Genomic DNA, 19,790 nt, shown 5'->3' with positions numbered 1-19,790 from the left:
AGCGTTGGCCAGGGTTGTGGAGATCTGGTGCACGGCCCAAGGACCACACGCTCCACGACTTCAACGGAGTACTGCAACGGAGCAAGGCGAATTTGACCGCCTGGGGGGCGCTGGTACAATTCGGCGGTTTTCTGTCCCCCGCCAACGTCAGTTCGCCGGGGATGGCCACGTTTCCAGCCTATGTGGAGTCGAGTGTAATGAGTTTTCGGCACGTAGTTGCTCTGGCGGGCTTGCTCGCAGTGGGTTCGGTCCAGGCAGAAACTGCCGCTTCTCATGCCATCGTCGGCGATGCCAAGGCCGGCGAATCCAAGGCCGCCGCCTGCGGTGCCTGTCACGGCTCCGATGGCAACTCCAGCGACAAGCAATACCCCAAGATCGCCGGACAGCAGGCCGACTACATCGCGCGGCAGCTCGCGCTGTTCAAGTCGGCCCAGCGCAACAACCCCATCATGCTCGGTTTCGCGGCCGGCCTGTCCGAACAGGACATGCACGACCTCGGCGCCCATTTCGCGACCAAACAGGCTACCGCCGGCAACGGCGACCAGGCGCTCAAGGCGCGCGGCGAACAGCTCTGGCGCGTCGGGGATGCGACGCGAGGCATTCCGGCCTGCATGTCCTGCCATGGTCCGTCGGGCCGCGGCAACCCGGGCTCCGGCTACCCGCAGATCGCCGGCCAGTGGACCGACTACCTCGTCGCCAAGCTCAAGGACTGGCAGAGCGGCACGACCTGGAGCAACGACGAGCGCGGCAAGATCATGCCGCAGATCGCCAAGCGCCTGTCCGAACAGGATGTGGTCGCGGTCGCTTCATACGCCGAAGGTCTGCACACGGCCAAGCCGGTGACGACAGCCAGCGCCAAGTAAGGTCGTCTGGCCGGCGGTTGAACACCCGCTACGGCGCGCGCCGTTCGGCGTGAACTCGCCCCGGCCCGGCGTGTCTGTGCCCATCGGCCGACCCCGGGGCAGCGCAAGCCGCCTATGCTCCGGTCACGCAACGACAGTCATGGCCCGCAAGGGCTGTGTTTCAACCAGGAGAACCGGATGTTCCAGCGCCTCGCCCTAGGTCTTTTCGGTCTCATCGCCGCCGCCAGCGTGTCTGCCCAGGGCGGACCGTGGGAGGAAGGCAAGCACTATTTCAAGGTCGATCCGCCGCAGGCTACCGCACAGCCGGACAAGATCGAAGTCACGGAAGTTTTTTCCTACGGCTGCCCGGCCTGCTTTTCGGTCGCGCCGAAGGTCAAGAGCATCAAGGCCAAGCTGCCGGCGAACGCGGTGATGAGTTACGTGCCGGCCTCGTGGAACCAGGGCGAGCAATGGCCGCTGTTCCAGCGCGCCTACCTCGCCGCCCAGGCGCTCGGCGTGGCCGACAAGGCGCACGACGACATGTTCGTTGCCATCTGGGGTGGCGGACCACTTGCCGTCGTCGTCAACGGCAAGATCAAGAGCCCGGCACCGACGCTCGAGGACGTGGCTGCGTTCTATGAGAAGTACGGCGTCAAGGCTGCCGATTTCATCGGCACAGCGAATTCCTTCGCGGTCAATACCAAGATGAAAAAGGCCGACGCCTTCATCAAGGCGGTGCAGGTGGATTCCACGCCGACTTTCGTCATCAACGGCAAGTATCGCCTGAACGGCCAGAGCGCCGGCAGCTGGGAAAACCTCGAAGCCCTCGTCCTGCACCTGGTCGCGCAAGAATCCGCGGCTCCCAAATAAGTCCGACCTCCGGAGATCACCATGCTCAAGCGTTTGATGTTCCTGTTTGCCGGCCTCATTGCCGTCAGTGCCTGCGGCGCCCACGACCATAGCGCCGCCGCGCCGGCTGCCGGCAAGACCGAGTGGAAGGAGGGCCAGCACTACATCGTCCTGGCCAAGCCGACGCCGCCGGCCGCGGGCAAGTTCGAAGTCACCGAAGTGTTCTCGTACGCCTGCTCGCATTGCGCTCACTTCCAGCCCTATGCCGATCAGCTCAAGGCCAAGCTGCCGAAGGGCGTGACGTTCAGCTACATGCCGGTCGTGTTCAATCCGTCGTGGGAACCGATGGCGCGTTCGTTCTATGCCGCGCAGTCGCTCGGCGTGCTGGACAAGACCCATCAGGCAGTGTTCGACGCGCTGCATCGCGACCACAAGCCGCTGCGCACGATCGAGGACTTTGCCGGCTTCTACGCAGGATTCGGCATCGATCCCAAGAATTTCATCAGCACCGCGCAGTCCTTCGTCGTCGAAGGCAATCTGACCCAGGGGCGCGAGCGCGCCCTGGCGTATCAGATCGAAAGCACGCCGACGCTCATCGTCAACGGCAAGTACCGCCTGGACTCCGCTTCAGCGGGCGGACAACCGCAGGCCGTCGAACTGGCGCTGTGGCTGGTCGACAAGGAACTTGCCGCGGGCAAGAAGTGAATTCGAAGTGACGCCGCGGGAGTGAGGCGCGTGCACGGCACATTGCCGTATGCGACGCCTCGCTCTCACACGCGTATTTCCCCGCTCTTCGCTACCGAGGTCGCTTGCGGTAGCCGGCTCGCCCGGCATAGGCTGCATGCATGAGTGTTCCGCCCGGTTCCGACCCCAGCGACGGCGATGAGATCGGGCGATTGCGCCTGCTCAGCTGCAACATCGTCGCGGGCGCCAGCGTTGGCCGTTACAGCGACTACGTCACGCGCAGCTGGCTGCCTCATCCCGGCAAGCGCGCGAATCTCGACGCGCTCGCGCGATCGATGGAAGATTTCGACGTGGTTGGCCTGCAGGAAGCCGATGCCGGCACGCTGCGCTCCGGCTTCGTCAACCAGACCCAATACATCGCCGAGTCAGCCGGGTTTCCGTATTGGAGCCACCAGCCGAACCGGCGCGTCTCGCGTCTCGCACAGTCCGCGAACGGCCTGATCAGCCGCATCGAACCGAGCGAAGTCATCGATCATCCGCTACCGGGCCGCATTCCGGGTCGCGGCGCGTTGCTCGCCCGCTTTGGCGCGGGTGCCGACGCGCTCACGGTCGTGATCTCGCACCTGTCGCTGGGACCGGAGGCGCGCATGCGCCAGCTCGGCTTCATCGCCGAACTGCTCGCCGACGCGCCACACGCGGTGCTGATGGGTGATCTCAACTGCGCGGCCGACAGCGCGGAGCTGCGCGAACTTTATCGCCGCACGTCGCTGACTCCGCCGTTGGCACCGCCGCCGACGTTCCCGAGCTGGCGCCCACGCCGCGCGATCGACCACATCCTCGTTTCGGAAAGTTTACAGATCGATAGTTTGTGGACTTTGCCGCAGGCGTTCTCCGACCACCTGCCCGTCGCAGCCAGCGTGACCTTGCCCCGCGGCCTGCTGCGCGAACTGCGCCGCGCCGCGTGACGGGCGCCATCGGCGCGCGGTGTCACTCATTCACGCAGGGACGGACGAGCCTCACCCGTTCCGCACGTGTCGAACCAGCCGACGCAACGACATGCGAACGCGCCGGCTGGGTGCGAGATCCCACGAACGGCCGGGTGTTCGCGCGTAGTGTGCCGGCCCGTACGTCTTCGGAAACTTGTGGGTTGGCGCACCAAGTGCGACCGGCCCGACGCGCGAACCTTGCCGACACCGGCTAACGGCTCGTCAATTCCTGCACCAGGTCGCGATTGTTGATACGCAGTCGCACGAGCGCGTCGGCGCGCTGTTTGAGCGCGTCGCGCAGCGCGACGTCGAGCACAGCATAGGGATCGACCGCCCTCGCGCGTGCTTCCTCGATCGACTTGCGCTGGTCCGCACGCTGCTTGGCGCTGATACCGCTCTGGTGCAGCTGTTCGAGCTGCGCGTTGAGCTGATCGATGTATTCGCCAAGCACGAGGATGTCGCCAAACTGGCGCTTGACCTCGCGGTAGCGGCGCAAATCGACATTGAGCGACTTTGCGGCGTTGCGCTCGTACGCGCGCGTGAGCACCGGTTGCAGCGCGGTACTTTCGGAAACGTCATCGCGAGCGTCGCGGGCGGACTGCAGCTGCTGCTGCGCCTGTCGCAATGCCTCGATCTCCAGTTGCAGGCCGCGCTGATAGAGATCGAGATCGGCCACGGCCAGGGCGATCTCAGCTTCGACGTTTGCCGTCGCAGCCGCGGGTGCGGCGGTTTGCGCTGTGGCCAGCAGCGGGAGAGCACAAGCCAGGGCCAACACTGACAATTGCAGGGTAAAGGGTCGCATGACGACCTCCGCACTGCCGGGGGAAACCTTGGGCCACAAATTAGCACAAACCGCAACCACGACAAGCGCTCAGTGGACTAGGACTTTCGGCAGGGATGTCGCACGCGGCGGCCCTTCGCGTCGGGGGCAAAACGCCGTGCCGCAGGGACATCGCGCGACGACATAAAAGAACCGGGCCGCTTGCGCGGCCCGGCGATTCCCCCGCTACGCGTCACACTTCCTTAGAAGCGCACGCCAGCCTGCACATAGCTGTAGCGACCCGGCAGGTCATAGGTACCCGCGTCATAGCCATTGAGCGAGCACGAAACGCAGATCGGCGGATCCTTCGCGAACAGGTTGTTGACACCAGCCGACAGGGTGAAATCGAAGCTGACCGGCAGCTTCCAGTTCACGCGCAGGTCGTGGAACGTCGTTGCGCCGAGGTGATTGGTACCACCCGACAGATCAGCCAGCGGATCACTGCATACCGCGCCGGCGCCAGTCAGATCCGGGTTGCAGTTTTCGGTCAGGCCCGACAGATAGCGTGCCGTCCAGCGCGCGCTCCAGGATTCCGATGCCCAGCTCAGACTTGCGGTCGTGCGCCACTTGTTAATCGCGCGGTCGGCCACTTCGACGCCGACGGTCAGCGGCTCAGCGAGGCCGGTGTCGTTCGCGACGGCGCTGTACTTGTCGACATAGGTTGTCGACAACGATGCGCCGAGCGTGCCGAAGCCCCACTCCGGGCTCATCCAGTTGACGCCGATGTCGTAGCCCTGGGTGTCGATCGTGCCGAGGTTGGTCAGCGTGTTGTTGAAACTGACGATGTCACCCGAAACGCCACGCACGATGCCGTTGCAGAAACCGGCCGCGTTCGTCGCCACGCAACGGTCGAGCTGGGTCTGCGCGTCGGGGGCCTGGATCGCGTCCTCGACTTCGATCTTCCAGAAGGTCAGGTCGAAATCGAGCTTCTGCGACCAGCCGTTGTTCTCAGCCCAGCTCGGGCTGTAGACCACACCCGCCGTGATCGACTCGGAGCTTTCCGGCGTCAGCAGCAGGCTGCCGCCCGTGCGTGTGGAGATCTGCGTATTGGCCTGCTCGAACGTGGCCGGATTTGGCACGCCCTGGGCAATACAGTTGGTCGCGGCCTGGCCGGTCGCGCCGTTGCAAGGATCCGAGATGGTCGCGTCGAAGCGCGCCGGCGAGCCGTAGAGTTCACCGATCGACGGTGCACGGAAGCCTTCGGCCCAGGTGCCGCGCAGGGTCAGGTCTTCCACCGGCTGCCAGCGGATGCCGAACTTGTTGTTGGTCGTGCCGCCGAACGTGGAGTAGTCCGAATAGCGCGAGGCCACCGACAGGTCGAGGCTCTTGGCGCCGGCGACATCCTTGAGCAGGGGTGCGTTGAGTTCGAGGTAATACTCGTCGACGTCGTAGGCACCGGAGGTCGGCAGCGACGGAACGCCGTTGCCTTCGCCGGCGACGACGATCGCGTCGGGCGAGTAGGAGCCTTCCTGCTCGCGATGCTCGTAGCCTGCCGCGAACGCCAGAGAACCGGCTGGAAGTTCGAACAGGTCGCCGGAAATGTTGGCCGACAGCACTTCCAGCGAGTTTTCGCTGGTGTCTTTCTCGATGAAACTGATGTAGTTGAGCATTTCCGGCGTGATCGAGCCCGGACCGCCGAAGATGTTCAGCGGAACGCACGGCGCGGTGCAGTTGGCAATCGGGCCGAGCGCGCGCGCAATGTGGGCGATGTTGTAGGTGCCCTGGACGGTCTGCGTCGCCTTGTTGTCGCTGTTGACGTAGTTCACGTCCCAATAGAAATCGCGGTCGCCGGCACCGAAGCTGCCTTCGAGACCCGTGGCGAAGTAACGCGTGTCGACATCCTGGCTGAAGATACGCGGGCCACCTTCAACGGGACGACGGCCGAGACCGAGCAGGTTGGTGCTCGGATCCAGCGTGAAGCCGAACGGGTTGAACGGGTTGGTCGCGTCGACGCCGGTGATGAGGCCGAGGTCGCTGGTGTTCAGCGCCGAACCCAGGCCAATCGGCTCCGGAGCCGCCTGATTCTTCGATTTGCGGCTCGTGTAGCTGCCCTTGAGGTACCAGCTGACGTTGTCGGTGACTTTGTAGCGCGCCTGACCGAACAGGCCGTCGCGCGTGCTCGGCGTCAGCAGCAGGTTGTACGGCGCGAAGTTGAACCGGTCAGCCGTGCCGAAGCGATGGAAGCCGCTCGGGAACGGCTGCACGCCGTTGGTCGTGCCGTTCGCCGCGATGTTGCAGACGCCGCCGGGGCACAGGCCGCCGTAGGTTTCGCCTTGCGGCGCAAGGAAGATCGTGCGCGTGTACGGGATGTACGAGCTGCCACCCGAGAGGCCTGCGCCCGGCGTCGGGAACGAGGACTGCGCCCAATCGGCCGAACTGATCGACTTTTGCTCGTAGTGGCTGATGTCGAGGAAGAAGTCGAGCCGGTCGGTGCTGCCGCCGAGCGACAGGTTTCCGGTCGTGGTTTCGCCGCCGTCCTTGGAATAGTCGCCATAGGAGATATTGGCGCTCATGCCTTCGGACTTGCGCTTGGTGATGATGTTGATCACGCCCGAGATCGCATCCGAGCCGTACAGCGACGAGGCACCGTCGGTCAGGATCTCGATGCGTTCCACGGCGCTGGCCGGGATGGTGTTGAGGTCGACCGCGGCCGAGACGCCGGAGCCCGAGGACTCGTTGACCCAGCGCAGGCCGTCAACGAGGACAAGGGTGCGCTTGGCGCCGATGTTGCGCAGGGAGATCGTGGTCGAGCCCGAACCCACGCCACCGCCGTCTGCCGGAAAGCCGAAGTTGCCGGCCGAATTGAATTTGGTGTTGAGCGAGGAACCGCTGACCGAGAGGCGCTGGATCACGTCGCCGATGGAACCCAGGCCGGTCGCCTCGATGTCACGCGCGGTGATCGTGACCACGGGCGTCTGGCCTTCGAGCTCGGCCTTCTTGATACGCGAACCCGTCACTTCGACGGCTTCGAGTTTGGTGGTGTCGTCGCCGGAACGGTCGCCCTGGGCGAACGCGGGAGCGGCGGTGCCGGCGAGAAGAGCTACGGTGAGGACATGAATGCTCAGGGCGAGCTTGTGACGGTGCAACACTTTCATCGGTAACTCCCAATTATTGGTGACCCGAAAACCGAAGTGGATTTACCGGCCGACACCTGCCACAGCCCCACGGCGCAAGCGCCCACTGCAACATCGCCATCCGGATTTGGTCGCGCCGATACCGTTCCCCCGAACGGCCGCGGCCGGAGCGCTGGGCTCCCGCGTAACGCCTCGCTCAGCGGATATCCGCGCGAGGAGTTAAGGGAATGTAAAACACTTTGTCCGGACTTGACTAGAGCAGTCCCCAGACGGACTCGTCTGGCCCCCGGAGGATTAGCCGCTGAACGCGACCACCAGTCCCATCAGTACCAGGAACGCCGCAAATACTTGCTTGAGCGCGGCCCCCGACAGCGCATGGGCGAGACGCACACCCTGCGGGGCAACCAGGATCGAGGCCAGCGCGATGCCGGCCACGGCGGGAAGGTAGACGAAACCGAGGCTGCCGGAAGGCAGGTCGGCGGCGACGCTGTGACCGCCGTAGACGAAGCCGAGCGCACTGGCGACGGCGATCGCGAAACCGCAAGCGGCGGAGGTGCCGACCGCGCGCACCGGCGCGACGCCGAGCCAGACCAGCAGCGGCACGGTCATGCTGCCCCCGCCGATGCCCACGAGTGCCGCCACGATGCCGATGGCTATACCGGCGCCAAACAGCAGCAGGCCCGTCGGCGCGAGGTCTCCCTCGGACCGGCCTGGCCTGACCTGTCCGTAGCGGAGCTGCGCCGCAGCGACAAGACAGTAGCCGGCGACGAAAATCCGCAGCGCGTTGCCAGGCAGGTGACTCGCCAACTGCGCGCCGCCGAGGCCACCGAGCACCAGGCCCGGCGCCAGCGCCTTGACGCTGGGCCAAAGCACGCTGCCGCGCCGGGCGTGCGACCGGGTCGAGGAAACCGAGGTCAGGATGATGCTCGCCAGCGACGTGGCAAGCGCGACGTGCATGACATGGTCCGGCGCGAAACCGCGCAGTGGCAGCAGCCAGGCCAGCGCAGCGACGATGATGAGGCCGCCGCCGACCCCGAGCAGTCCGGCCAGCAGACCGGCGGCAGCGCCGATGGCGAGGTACAGCGCGATGTCGAGAATCATGCAGGTCCTTGTTAGCGGTTGCGCGCCGTGTACGTCAACGCCATGCGCGGCGTCATGCCCTGAAATCGTGCAAAAACCGGAGAAACCACATGAACAGTGGTTGGTAGTTTGGCGCCAGGACACTAAGATCCGCGCATGTCACGTGCAAGCCCGCTCACGCGTTTCCGCCGCCGACGTTGGTCGCGCTGGCTACTGTGTCTCACCGCCCTGCTGCCGTCCTTCGCCCTTGCCGCAGACCGCACCCAGGAGCGCCAGGCGTTCCGTCGCGCACTCGAGGCGATCGAGCGCGGCCGCGGCTGGAAGGCCGAGGCGGCCGTACTCGTCGATTATCCGCTGCTGCCTACCTTGCAGGCGCGCGAACTCGCCAGGCAGCTCGATACGCTCAAACGCGAAGACATCCAGGCCTTCGTCGCACGAGCGCCCGACGCGCTCGCTACCGAGGACTTGCGCAAGGCATGGCTGCTGCAACGTGCCGAAAAGAAACAATGGGAAGATTTCCGGGCTGTCTATGCCGACGGCCCCGATCGCGAGCTGCGCTGTCACGCGCTGAATGCGCGGCTGGCCGGCGGCGGCACGCTCAACTGGACCGAGGATCTCGACGCGCTGTGGAACGAGGACCGGCCGCTGCCCGGAGCCTGCGAGCCGGTGCTCGACTGGGCCACACAGAACAAGTTGCTCGACACGGCCAAGCTCTGGCAGCGCATCGATCGCGGCCTCGCCGCCGGCAAGGCCGCGATGGTCGATCCGTTGGCGCGTCGCCTGCCCCCGGCGGACAAGCCGGCGGCCGATCGCCTTTCGTTGGCCTTGCGCGATCCGGGCGCTGCGCTGAAGCAAGCCAACGCCTGGCCCGACGATGCACGTCACCGGCGAGCCGCCGTCATGGCGCTCACCCGTCAGGCTCGGCGCGATTCGGCGGGCACGGAGGCAAACTTCACCGCGCTGGCCAAGCATTTCCACTGGACTGCCGCCGACCGCGGTGACGTTGATGCCGCCTTTGCGCTGTATCGCGCGACCGAGTTCGATGCGGACGCGCTCCAGCGTTTGGCCAACCTGCCGACCGGTGCCCAGACCGACGCGACGCGCGAATGGCGCGTGCGCGTCGCCCTGGCCGCCTCGGACTGGACCGCGGCGCTGCAGGCACTGGATGCACTCGGCGACAAGCAGAAGACCGACGAGGAATGGCGCTACCTGCGCGCCCGCGTGCTGCGCAAGCTCGACCGCGGCGATGAAGCGGACGTGCTGCTGGGCCCTCTCGCGCGCGAAGCGAATTTCTACGGCTTCCTGGCTGCCGACTGGACCAACCAGCCGTATGCGATCTGCTTGTCGAGCCTGGTGTCGGATCGCGCCGCCGAGCAGCGCCTACTGGTCGACTATGGCCTGGCCCGTGCGTTCGAATGGAGAGCCCTCGACGACGCGCGCGAGGCGCGCCGCGAATGGGACTACACGCTGGCCCGGCTGACCCCGGAACAGCGGCGCCTGGCCGCCGACCTGGCCTATCGCGAGGGCTGGTATGACCGCGCCGTATTCGCACTGAACAAGGGCGAGGAACTGCGCTACTACGAGCAGCGCTTTCCCCTGGCGCGCGAGCCGCAGATCCGCCGCGCCTCGCACGAGACCGGGCTCGATCCGGCCTGGACCTACGCGATCATCCGCGCCGAAAGTGCCTGGGTCGAAGACGCGCGTTCTAGCGCCGATGCCTACGGACTCATGCAGCTGCTGCCGGCGACGGCCGCGCGCGTGGCCAAGGGCGCTGGCATCGCCTACACCCGCGCCGAAGACCTTTATCACGGCGACACCAACATCGCGCTCGGCACACGTTATCTGTCGCAGATGGCCGGGCGCTACAACGGTGCGCCGTGGCTGGCGAGCGCCGCCTATAACGCCGGCCCGGGCGCGGTCGAGCGCTGGCTGGCCCAGCGCGGCCAGCTCGAGCCGGATTTTTTCATCGCGAGCATTCCGTACAAGGAAACGCGCGAGTACGTCGCCCGCGTGCTCGCCTTCTCGGTGATCTACGACTGGCGCATGAATGGCAAGGCGCTCGCGGTGGCCGCCCGCCTGCCGCGCTACGGTCAGGATTACGCGGCTCCCGGCCGCGAGACGCCGCGCAAGACGGTTACTTGTCCGGCACCGGCGACGGCCGACACGAAACCGGCCTCGCCTGCACCGGTCGCGCCGGGCGCGTGAACTATTGCCCGACGACCTGCGGCCGCATCGGTCCGAACAGGGCCAGCACCTCCTGCTGCAGCACCGCGCTGACCTTGACCTCGGTCATCGCCGCGATCAGGTCCTCGACGAAGAAGTCGAAATCCTGGTCGGTCAGGTTCATGCCGGAATGCGCTTCTTCCATGCTGCGGCCGGAATAGCTGCAGGGACCGCCGGACGCGGCGCAGATCTGCTCGATCAGCAGGCGGCGCAGGTCGACCAGATCGGTATTCTCGAAAAAGATACTGATGCGCAGATCGCCGTGCACATGCCGGAGCGAGGCGTCGACCACCGCCTCTATGCCGGTCGCCCCGCCGAGGCGCTGGTACAAGGTGTCGTTCTTCACAACGGTCTTTTGCGGCGTGGAGGCACACGCAACCAGCAGCAGGGCAAGCAGACAAGGCAGCAGCGTCTTCACGGCGGTTCCCGGCGGGTTGGCTTCTGATGGCTCGGAGTGTAGGGCGGGGCGTCGCAGCCTCCAACCACGGCATTCCGCGGTCGCGGCCGGCTCTATGGGCGAGCCGCCCAGGACTGCCGCGCCGCACACGCTGCTAAGCTCGGCGATCGGAATTCGCAAGGGACGCAGACCGATGCAGATCTACCTCGTTGGCGGTGCCGTGCGTGATCGCCTGCTGGGCCGCCCCGCCAACGATCGCGACTACGTTGTGGTCGGCGCCACGCCGCAACAGATGGCGGAGCAAGGCTACAAGCCAGTCGGCAAGGACTTCCCGGTGTTCCTGCATCCACACAGCGGCGAGGAATACGCGCTGGCCCGCACCGAGCGCAAAAGCGGGCGCGGCTATGCCGGTTTTGCGTTCGATACCAGCCACACGGTCACCCTCGACGACGACCTGCGCCGACGCGACCTCACCATCAACGCCATGGCCGAGGATGCGGACGGCCGTCTCGTCGATCCGTTCGGCGGTGCGCAGGATCTGGAACGTCGCGTGTTGCGCCATGTATCGGACGCCTTCGTCGAAGATCCGGTGCGTCTGCTGCGTGTGGCGCGTTTCGCTGCCCGCTACGCACCGCTCGGCTTCACGCTGGCGCCGGAAACCCAGGACTTGCTGCGGGCGATGGTCCACAACGGCGAAGTCGATCATCTCGTCGCCGAACGGGTCTGGGCCGAGACGCGGCGCGCACTCACCGAGCCGCAGCCCTCCGCGTTCCTGCGCGTGCTGCGCGATTGCGGCGCGCTCGGCCGGCTGTTTCCGCCGATCGATGCGCTGTACGGCGTGCCACAGCGCGCCGAATACCATCCGGAAATCGACACGGGCATTCACACCGAGATGGTTGTCGACATGGCTGCGCGCCTGGCGCCGGGCGATGCGCTCATCGGCTGGTGCGCGCTGGTGCACGATCTCGGCAAGGCGCTGACGCCAACGGAACAGTGGCCCCGCCATGTCGGCCACGAAGCCAGCGGCGTCGCGCCGATCCGTGCGCTCGGCGAGCGCTACCGACCGCCCACCGAATTCGTCGAACTGGCCGTGTTGTGCTGCCGCCTGCACCTCAATGCGCACCGGGCTTTCGAATTGCGTCCTTCCACTGTCGTCGAGCTGTTCGAGCAACTGGACGGGTTCCGAAAGAAAGAACGTGTCGAGCAGTTCCTGCTCGTGTGCAGTGCCGACAAACGCGGCCGCCTGGGCTTGAACGAGGCGCCGTATCCGCAGGCTGACTGGCTGCGCCGGGCGTTCGCGGCTGCCGCTGCCATCGACGCCAAGCCCTTCGTCGCGCGGGGCCTGACCGGACCGGCCATCGGCGAGGCCGTACGGCGCGAGCGGATCGCTATTGTGTCGGCGCTCAAGCCGCCGGCTGAACCTCGAAACGGTTGAGCAGGTTGCCCAGGCGTGTCTGTGCCAGCAGAAGTCCGATGACGACGCCGACGCAGTCCGCGACGAGATCCCATCCGTCGGCGCTACGGTACGGCACGAGGCTTTGCAGCAATTCGATGGCGAATCCCACCGCCGCAAGACCTGACGCGCAGCGCACGCGGTCCCGGCGGCCGGCGTAGATCTGCGCATACCAGAGCATCAGCAACGCAAACGCCACCGCATGCGCGATCTTGTCGCCCAACGCGATACTGCCCATCCCCGGCGGCGCCGGCAGCAAGGCGACGGCGATCGACGCGAGAATTAGCGCGCGGCCACCGACCCGCCACAACCACAGATGCCGCAAGGGGCGTGGATTCCACTTCATGGCAGGGATCTCGCAGCAAAGGTTGGCGCAGCGTCGCGCGCACCGCTGACGCGTGCGCGGCGGGCTTCGGGCGATTTACGGGCAATCCGACGCGAGAACTGCACCGTGCTGGCCGGATCATGCGCAACGTCCTGCACGCGAATGCCAAGCTGATCGGCACGACCATGTCCCAAATGGCACGTTGTCGAATCCACGACGGGCGATACCTCCATCAGCGTTCGAATGCCATGACCTTGAACGTCTCGCCCATTTCCGCCGGCAAGGTCAGCCGCTTCACTTCCTGCGACAGCCGGTAGCGGGTGGCCTCGTCCCCAGCGGACGCGTAGGCCTGCGCAAACACCGCATCGAGGCCGTTGGCCATGAGGAAGTCGGCCTGCGTACCGAGGCCGACGATGCGGAACCCGGCTCCCGTCGCGGCTTCGGCCAGAGCGCTGAAATCGACGAAGGCGGTCAGGTCCTGCAGGCCGACGCGCGACAGCACGTCCGTATGCGCGCGATGCCGATAGGTCGCCATCAGGGTGCCGCCGCGACGATCGTCACGATAGAACTCGCGTCGCGCATAGCCGTAGTCGACGAAAAGCGCCATGCCGCTTTGCAGTCCTCCACAAACCGCCTGGATCCAGTAGGGCAGCTGCGGCAGCACTTCAGAGCGGTAGCCGTCGGCGAGGCCATGGCCGAGGTCGCGCTCGATATGCCGCACGGCATTCGCGGTGAAACCGTCGGCGGGCAGATCTATGCTGGTGAAGCCTTCGTCGTCCGCATCGATGACATGCTCCTCGAACACTTCACCATCGCGAATGCCGAAGCGCGTGGCCGGCAAGGCGTCGAGCACTTCGTTCGCAAACAGCACGCCCTGCCAGTCGTCTTCAGGCGGGCGATCGATCCAGTGCACCCGCCGGGCGATATCGCCCGGCAGTTGCTGCAACCGCTCGCGCTGCCGCTGGCGCAGGTCGGCGCTGGGCTCGAGCAATCCGTAGCGCGCAGGCAAGGCATCCAGATGGGCGAGTTCGCGCAGGCAGTCTTCGGCGAAGGCACCGCTGCCGCCGCCGAGCTCGATCATCTGTGCGTGCCCGCCTATATTGCGCAATGCTGGCGCGATCGCGCGCGCGACACAGCGCGCGAAGATACTGCCCAGTTCGGGCGCCGTGATGAAATCGCCCGCGGCGCCGAACTTGGTTTTGCCCGCGCTGTAGTAGCCCAGTCCCGGCGCATACATCGCCAGTTCCATGAACCGCGAGAACGGCAACGGCCCTTTCGCCGCCATTTCGTTGCGAATGAATCTCGCGAGCGCGGCGCTATGCTCGCGTTCGGCAGGAGTCGGTTCAGGCAGATCAATGCGCAAGGCGGGTTTTCGCTGCTAGGGTGTGCGGCAATCGCGAAGGCGCAAGCATAGCCGAGGTGCAGCAGATGACCGATACCCGTCCCGTGGCGCTGGTCACCGGCGCAGCCAGACGCATAGGTGCGAGCATTGCGCGCACTCTGCATGCCTCCGGCTACGATCTTGCGCTGCATTGCCGTCGCTCGCGTGCGGAACTCGATGACCTCGCGAAGGAGTTCGATCTGCAGCGGCCGGGCAGCGTACTGGTACTGCAGGCCGACCTGACCAGTGTGGAAATGCTGCCGGACCTGGTCGACGCGGCGCTCGAACGTTTTGGCCGCCTCGATGCGCTGATCAACAATGCCTCGGCGTTCGAGGCGACCCCGGTCGGCAGCGTGACGCCGGCGCAATGGGATGAACTGTTTGCCAGCAATGCGCGTGCGCCGTTTTTTCTCGCCCAGGCCGCGGCCCCGGCGCTCGCGCAAGCGGGCGGCTGCATCATCAACCTTGTCGATATTTATGCGGAACGTCCGCTGGCACGGCACCCGGTCTACTGCATGGCCAAGGCGGCGCTCGTGATGATGACGCGCGCGCTCGCGCTGGATCTTGCGCCGCAGGTGCGCGTGAACGCGATCGCCCCGGGCGCCATCCTCTGGCCGGAAAGCGGCAAGACCACGCTGGAACAGCAAGCACTGCTGGCACGCGTGCCGCTCGCGCGCGCGGGCTCGCCGCAGGATGTCGCATCGGCTGCGCTATGGCTGCTGCGGGATGCGCCGTACGTCACCGGCGAGATCGTTCACATCGATGGCGGACGTTCCCTGGGCATCTGATCGCCGGCATGCAAGTAGCAGCGATCCGATCAATCCAACGCCACCCGACGGAATTCGCGCCCATAGTCTGCATGCTGCCGCCACAGCTCCCGCAAGCTCTGGCGGTTGGTCGGAACCACGGCATCCGGCGCGATCTCGGCCAACGGGCGGAGCACGAAGGCATGTTTGAGTTCATCTCGCGGTACCTGCAGGTTGCCGCTGCCCTGCAGCACGTGCGCGCCGTAGAGCACGATGTCGATGTCGAGCGTGCGGTCGGAAAAGCGTGGCACGTCGCGCCGCCGTCCATGCCGGTCTTCCAGTTCGTGCAACCAGTCGTTCAACGCCGCGGCCGGGAGATCGGTTTCGATGACCGCGGCCAGATTGACGAAGTCGGCGCCGGCGAAACCCACGGCCGGAAAACAATATGCCGCAGACACACGCACGTCGCCGAAACGCGCGCTGAGCGCCGCGAGCGCGGATGACAGGTTGGGCACGGGCTCCACGTTGGAACCCAGACTCAGGTAGGCCAGCTCCATCGCGGTCAGGCCGGTTTGCTGCCGCGTTCGATGACGACGCCCACAGCCTTGGAGCCGCGTACCGCACCAGGTTTGGCAACACGCAGGCGCAGCCAGGCGACACCGAACTCGTCGCGGACAATGCGCGCGCATTCCTCCGCCAGCGTCTCGACAAGTTCGTAATGCGCCGCTTCGACGAATGCGATCAGGCGCTTTGAAACCGCCTTGTAGTCCAGCGTATCGACGATCTTGTCGCTGGCCGCGGGCTTGCGGTTGTCGAACGCCATTTCCAGGTCGAGCGCGACGACCTGTCGAATCTGGCGCTCCCAGTCATAGATACCGATGACGGTTTCTATGCGCAGATCTTCGATGAAAACGGTATCCATGATCGTCCTTCTCCTTCGTTCGGCGAACGTCAGACCGCCGGATGAAGCGGGCTCAGTTGCTCCAGATCCCAGCGCGGAAACACCTTGATGCACGGCCCTTCGAGGTGCCCCGCCTGTAACCGCAGCGCGCCGGCCAGCGCAATCATCGCGCCGTTGTCGGTACAGAACTCGGGACGCGGAAAGTAGACGCGGAAATGCTGGCGCAGGGCCGCTTCCGCCAGTTGCGCGCGCAGGCGCTTGTTGGCCCCGACTCCGCCCGCGATCACGAGCGAGCGGGCACCGGTCGCTACCAAGGCACGCAGGCATTTTATGCGCAGCGTATCGACGATGGCCTCCTCGAAACCGCGCGCGATATCCGCACGCGTCGCGTCGCTCTGGTCGCTATTCTTCCAGGCCAGCAGCACCTGCGTCTTGAGGCCGGAAAAGCTGAAGTCGAGACCCGGCCGATCCGTCATGGGCCGCGAGAACTTGTAGCGGCCGGGTTCCCCGCGCTCGGCCAGCCGCGCGAGTTCCGGTCCACCCGGATATGGCAGGCCCATGAGCTTTGCAGTCTTGTCGAAGGCTTCGCCGGCGGCATCGTCCAACGTGTCGCCGAGCAGGCGATAGGAACCGATAGCATCCACGGCGATCAGCATGGAATGTCCACCGGATACGAGCAGCGCAACGAATGGCGCCTGCGGCGCTTCAGCCTCGAGCAACGGAGCCAACAGATGGCCTTCCATATGGTGTACGGCAATGGACGGAACATCCAATGACCAGGCAAGCGCGCGTGCTGCCGATGCACCGACCAGCAACGCACCGATCAGGCCGGGGCCGGCGGTGTAAGCCACGCCTCCGAGGTCGGTGACTTCGAGGTGTGCAGCCGCCAGGGTTTCCCGCACAAGCGGCAGAAGCTTCCGGACGTGGTCCCGACTGGCAAGCTCGGGCACGACGCCGCCATAGTCCGCGTGCAGGCGAACCTGACTGTACAGGCGATGCGCCAGCAGGCCGCGCTGCAGGTCGTAGACGGCTACGCCGGTCTCGTCGCAGGACGACTCGATACCCAGTACAGGCTTTGCAATCGGGAGGTCTGACACGCTAAACTTCGCGGCTCGCCCAAGAACGGGGCGCAAGTGTAACAGCGGAGATCCCATGCCTAACGTGAAAGTTCGCGAAAACGAACCCTTCGAATTTGCCCTTCGTCGCTTCAAGCGCACCTGTGAAAAGGCCGGCGTCCTCGCCGAAACGCGCAAGCGCGAGTTCTACGAAAAGCCGACCCAGGAGCGCAAGCGCAAGCGTGCTGCGGCCGTCAAGCGTCACCTCCGTCGCGTATCGCGCGACGTGACCAAGCGTCAGCGTTTGTACTGAGCTTGGGGGTAGGCCCAGGCCTGCCCTGACTGACTTCCCCGTTCTGCGGGTTGCTCCGCCGGCCGGTGCCACGCAAGTGGCACCGGCTTTGTGCTTTCCGTCTTTCGAGATTTTCCCATGTCCCTTAAACAGCGTTTGACCGACGACATGAAGGCCGCGATGAAGAGCGGCGAGAAGGATCGCCTCGGCGTGATCCGCCTGATCAATGCCGCGATAAAGCAGCGCGAAGTCGACGAGCGCATCGTCCTCGACGATTCCCAAGTCATCGCCGCGTTGGAAAAGATGCTCAAGCAGCGTAAGGATTCGCTCAACCAGTACGAAGCGGCCGGCCGTGAGGATCTCGCCGGCATAGAGCGCTATGAAATGACGGTGCTGCAGGACTATCTTCCGGCCCAGCTCGGCGCTGAGGAGATCGACGCGATCATCGACGCCAGTATCGCGGAGGTGGGCGCCAGCGGTCCCAAGGACATGGGCAAGGTAATCGCACTGGTCCGCCCGCAGGTCGCAGGACGCGCCGACATGGGCAGCCTGTCGGAACTGGTCAAGCGCAAGCTCGCCAGCCTGGGTTGAGAATGTACGGCCGGAGCGCATGCCGTTCCGGCTTTTCGATGTTCAAATCCGGCCCGCTTCCGGCATGCTAGTGCGATGGCCGGCCGCATCCCCGATAGCTTCATCGACGATCTGCTCGCACGCATCGACATCGTCGATGTGATCCAGGAACGCATTCCGCTGAAGAAAGCGGGCCGCGACTGGAGCGCTCGTTGCCCATTCCATGACGAGCGCTCGCCGTCGTTCACCGTGAGTCCGCACAAGCAGTTCTACCACTGCTTCGGTTGCGGCGCGCATGGCAGCGCGATCAAGTTCCTGATGGACTATGACCGCCTCGAGTTTCCCGACGCGATCGAGGAACTCGCCGGCCGCATCGGCCTCAAGGTGCCGTACGAGGGTGGTCGCACCGCGGCTCCGGTTCAAAGCGATACGGCAGACCTCTACACGGTACTGGACCAGGCGGCTCGCCACTACCAGCGAGCACTCGCCGACAGCGTGACGGCACGCGCTTACTTCGAAGACCGAGGACTCGACGCGGCAACACAGGCGACCTTCGGTCTAGGCTATGCACCTGACGCCTACGACAGCCTGCGCAGCGCGCTCGGCACCACTCCGCAGCGCATCGCACTGCTTGAAAAGTCCGGCATGCTGATTCGCGGCGACCGCGGCACCTACGACCGCTTTCGCGATCGGGTCATGTTCCCGATCCAGGACCGGCGCGGACGGATCATCGCGTTCGGGGGTCGCGTGCTGGCCAAGAGCGACGGACCGAAGTATCTGAACTCGCCTGAGACGCCGCTGTTCCACAAGGGCCGCGAACTGTTTGCACTGTGGCAGGTCCGCCAGGCGCAGCAGAAGATCAGCCGCATGATCGTCGTCGAAGGCTACATGGACGTCATCGCGCTACATCAACATGGTCTGCCGCAGGCCGTGGCAACCCTGGGCACCGCCACCACGCGAGAACACGCGGAAATTCTTTTCCGCAACTGTGCGGATGTATATTTCTGCTTCGACGGCGACCGCGCGGGTCGGCAGGCGGCCTGGCGCGCGGTGGAATCGGTGTTGCCTCGCATGCGCGACGGTCGCCAGGCGCATTTCCTGTTTCTGCCCGAGGGCGAGGATCCGGATTCGCTGGTCCGCCAGGAAGGCAGCGCCGGCTTCGAACAACGCCTCGTGGCAGCAACGCCGCTTAGCGAGTTTTTTTTCACTCATCAGGAATTGGGCACCGACCTGCGCACGGCCGACGGTCGCGCCCGTTTGGCGGAACGGTGCAAGGAGATGATAGCCGGCATTCCGGAAGGCGCGTTCCGCGATCGCATGCAGGAGATTCTCACCGACAAGACGGCCATCCGCTGGTCCCTGGCGGCAAGTCTCTCACCACAGATGCGCGAAGGTGTGGAGGAGATGCTCGAGGAACGAGTCGCGCAATTGCGCGGTACGCCGACGAAAGCGACCGAGGTAGTAGCTACCCGCCCCGCTCAATCGAACGACGCACAGCGCAGCGTGGTGCGCTATGCGGTCTCGTTACTGCTGCAGAACCCGGCGTTCATCGAATCCGTCGAGTTGCCGCCCTATGCGTTCACCGACCTGCGCAGGCCGGGCGTCGCACTGCTGATCGAACTGTTGGATTTCTGCCGCGCGCGCCCGAGCGCCAGTACCGCGGCGCTGTTGCAGCACTACGAGGAACGGGAAGAGGGTGCGTCACTGCGCAAGCTCGCAGTGCTGCCATTGCACGGCGACGTGGCTACGCTCGAGCGCGAGTTCATTGACGCATTGAACGTACTGGCCACGCACACCGCTCAGCAGCGAGCCGACGACCTCATCGCCAAACAGAGTGAGAGCGGGCTTGATGAGGCAGAAAAGGCGGAGCTACGTGGACTGCTCGCCGCGCGTAGGCGCTGAAATCGGCCACTGGGACCGTATCACGGCTCCCGCTGGCGCCATCGGCCAACGAGTCACCCCTTTGGACAATCCGCCCTTCCGCAGTTGCGCTTCACTTCGCCCGCTGTGGTCAGCTCACGAGAGGACTTGCACCTCCAAGAGTGCGTCCGTACCGGGCGCACAAACCAAAACGCCATCCCTGATAGGGGATGGCGTTGGTAAAAAAGGCCC

The 19,790-nt window shown here is 65.4% G+C and carries 19 protein-coding genes; 10 read left to right on the top strand and 9 right to left on the bottom strand.

Annotated features, from left to right (window positions below):
- Positions 1-197 precede the first annotated feature (197 nt).
- The 4 genes from RUU78_RS07050 to RUU78_RS07035 all read left to right on the top strand — a co-directional run bounded on the left by RUU78_RS07050 (position 198) and on the right by RUU78_RS07035 (position 3,340).
- Positions 198-863: a c-type cytochrome gene (locus RUU78_RS07050; protein WP_313915042.1), complete on the top strand. Its 666-nt coding sequence runs from the start codon at positions 198-200 to the stop codon at positions 861-863.
- Positions 864-1,040: 177 nt separating this feature from the next.
- The gene (locus RUU78_RS07045) at positions 1,041-1,712 is read left to right on the top strand and encodes a thiol:disulfide interchange protein DsbA/DsbL (RefSeq protein WP_313915040.1); all 672 of its coding nucleotides are present in this window, start codon (positions 1,041-1,043) and stop codon (positions 1,710-1,712) included.
- Positions 1,713-1,733: 21 nt separating this feature from the next.
- Positions 1,734-2,396 (top strand): thiol:disulfide interchange protein DsbA/DsbL, encoded by a 663-nt coding sequence (locus tag RUU78_RS07040; protein ID WP_313915039.1) that lies wholly within the window; start codon positions 1,734-1,736, stop codon positions 2,394-2,396.
- Positions 2,397-2,536: 140 nt separating this feature from the next.
- Entirely contained in the window at positions 2,537-3,340 is an 804-nt protein-coding gene (locus RUU78_RS07035) for an endonuclease/exonuclease/phosphatase family protein (RefSeq protein ID WP_313915038.1), read from the top strand.
- Positions 3,341-3,572: 232 nt separating this feature from the next.
- Here RUU78_RS07035 and RUU78_RS07030 read toward each other — a convergent pair whose 3' ends face one another.
- The 3 genes from RUU78_RS07030 to RUU78_RS07020 form a co-directional block, all read right to left on the bottom strand.
- Complete coding sequence (locus tag RUU78_RS07030) at positions 3,573-4,163, bottom strand: hypothetical protein (protein ID WP_313915037.1); 591 nt, start codon at positions 4,161-4,163, stop codon at positions 3,573-3,575.
- Between the two features lie 221 nt (positions 4,164-4,384).
- On the bottom strand, positions 4,385-7,276 hold the full coding sequence (locus RUU78_RS07025; protein WP_313915036.1) for a TonB-dependent receptor: 2,892 nt from the start codon (positions 7,274-7,276) through the stop codon (positions 4,385-4,387).
- A gap of 273 nt (positions 7,277-7,549) precedes the next feature.
- Complete coding sequence (locus tag RUU78_RS07020) at positions 7,550-8,356, bottom strand: sulfite exporter TauE/SafE family protein (protein ID WP_313915035.1); 807 nt, start codon at positions 8,354-8,356, stop codon at positions 7,550-7,552.
- A gap of 135 nt (positions 8,357-8,491) precedes the next feature.
- On the opposite strand from RUU78_RS07020, the gene RUU78_RS07015 reads away from it, so the two are divergent.
- Positions 8,492-10,540: a transglycosylase SLT domain-containing protein gene (locus RUU78_RS07015; RefSeq protein WP_313915034.1), complete on the top strand. Its 2,049-nt coding sequence runs from the start codon at positions 8,492-8,494 to the stop codon at positions 10,538-10,540.
- Between the two features lies 1 nt (position 10,541).
- On the opposite strand, the gene RUU78_RS07010 is transcribed toward RUU78_RS07015, so the two are convergent.
- Positions 10,542-10,976 (bottom strand): group 1 truncated hemoglobin, encoded by a 435-nt coding sequence (locus RUU78_RS07010; protein ID WP_313915033.1) that lies wholly within the window; start codon positions 10,974-10,976, stop codon positions 10,542-10,544.
- 172 nt (positions 10,977-11,148) lie between these two features.
- On the opposite strand from RUU78_RS07010, the gene RUU78_RS07005 reads away from it, so the two are divergent.
- Complete coding sequence (locus RUU78_RS07005) at positions 11,149-12,390, top strand: multifunctional CCA addition/repair protein (RefSeq protein ID WP_313915031.1); 1,242 nt, start codon at positions 11,149-11,151, stop codon at positions 12,388-12,390.
- Here RUU78_RS07005 and RUU78_RS07000 read toward each other — a convergent pair.
- Both RUU78_RS07000 and RUU78_RS06995 read right to left on the bottom strand, forming a co-directional pair.
- Complete coding sequence (locus tag RUU78_RS07000) at positions 12,359-12,754, bottom strand: VanZ family protein (protein WP_313915030.1); 396 nt, start codon at positions 12,752-12,754, stop codon at positions 12,359-12,361. The genes RUU78_RS07005 and RUU78_RS07000 overlap by 32 nt on opposite strands.
- A gap of 211 nt (positions 12,755-12,965) precedes the next feature.
- Positions 12,966-14,096, bottom strand: a complete 1,131-nt coding sequence (locus tag RUU78_RS06995) for an SAM-dependent methyltransferase (RefSeq protein ID WP_313915028.1) — start codon at positions 14,094-14,096, stop codon at positions 12,966-12,968.
- 65 nt (positions 14,097-14,161) lie between these two features.
- Here RUU78_RS06995 and RUU78_RS06990 point away from each other — a divergent pair, with 65 nt between their 5' ends.
- Entirely contained in the window at positions 14,162-14,902 is a 741-nt protein-coding gene (locus RUU78_RS06990; RefSeq protein ID WP_313915027.1) for a pteridine reductase, read from the top strand.
- Positions 14,903-14,931: 29 nt separating this feature from the next.
- On the opposite strand, the gene folK is transcribed toward RUU78_RS06990, so the two are convergent.
- The 3 genes from folK to tsaD are packed head-to-tail and all read right to left on the bottom strand — an operon-like array spanning position 14,932 to position 16,858.
- Entirely contained in the window at positions 14,932-15,417 is a 486-nt protein-coding gene (gene folK, locus RUU78_RS06985) for a 2-amino-4-hydroxy-6-hydroxymethyldihydropteridine diphosphokinase (protein ID WP_313915026.1), read from the bottom strand.
- A gap of 5 nt (positions 15,418-15,422) precedes the next feature.
- On the bottom strand, positions 15,423-15,782 hold the full coding sequence (gene folB, locus RUU78_RS06980) for a dihydroneopterin aldolase (RefSeq protein WP_313915025.1): 360 nt from the start codon (positions 15,780-15,782) through the stop codon (positions 15,423-15,425).
- Positions 15,783-15,811: 29 nt separating this feature from the next.
- Positions 15,812-16,858: a tRNA (adenosine(37)-N6)-threonylcarbamoyltransferase complex transferase subunit TsaD gene (tsaD, locus tag RUU78_RS06975; protein ID WP_313915024.1), complete on the bottom strand. Its 1,047-nt coding sequence runs from the start codon at positions 16,856-16,858 to the stop codon at positions 15,812-15,814.
- A 55-nt stretch (positions 16,859-16,913) separates the two neighbouring features.
- Between tsaD and rpsU the strand changes: the two genes are divergently transcribed.
- The 3 genes from rpsU to dnaG all read left to right on the top strand — a co-directional run bounded on the left by rpsU (position 16,914) and on the right by dnaG (position 19,580).
- The gene (rpsU, locus tag RUU78_RS06970) at positions 16,914-17,129 is read left to right on the top strand and encodes a 30S ribosomal protein S21 (protein ID WP_133821548.1); all 216 of its coding nucleotides are present in this window, start codon (positions 16,914-16,916) and stop codon (positions 17,127-17,129) included.
- Positions 17,130-17,246: 117 nt separating this feature from the next.
- Entirely contained in the window at positions 17,247-17,699 is a 453-nt protein-coding gene (locus RUU78_RS06965; RefSeq protein WP_313915019.1) for a GatB/YqeY domain-containing protein, read from the top strand.
- Between the two features lie 75 nt (positions 17,700-17,774).
- Positions 17,775-19,580, top strand: coding sequence for a DNA primase (gene dnaG, locus RUU78_RS06960; protein WP_313915018.1), 1,806 nt, complete (start codon positions 17,775-17,777; stop codon positions 19,578-19,580).
- The last annotated feature ends 210 nt before the right edge of the window (positions 19,581-19,790 follow it).

This window comes from Tahibacter sp. (genome assembly GCF_032229445.1).
In the GTDB taxonomy this organism is placed as follows: Bacteria; Pseudomonadota; Gammaproteobacteria; order Xanthomonadales; family Rhodanobacteraceae; genus Tahibacter.
The sequence above is the reverse complement of the archived record's forward strand: the minus strand, read 5'-3'. Positions and strand labels throughout refer to the sequence as shown.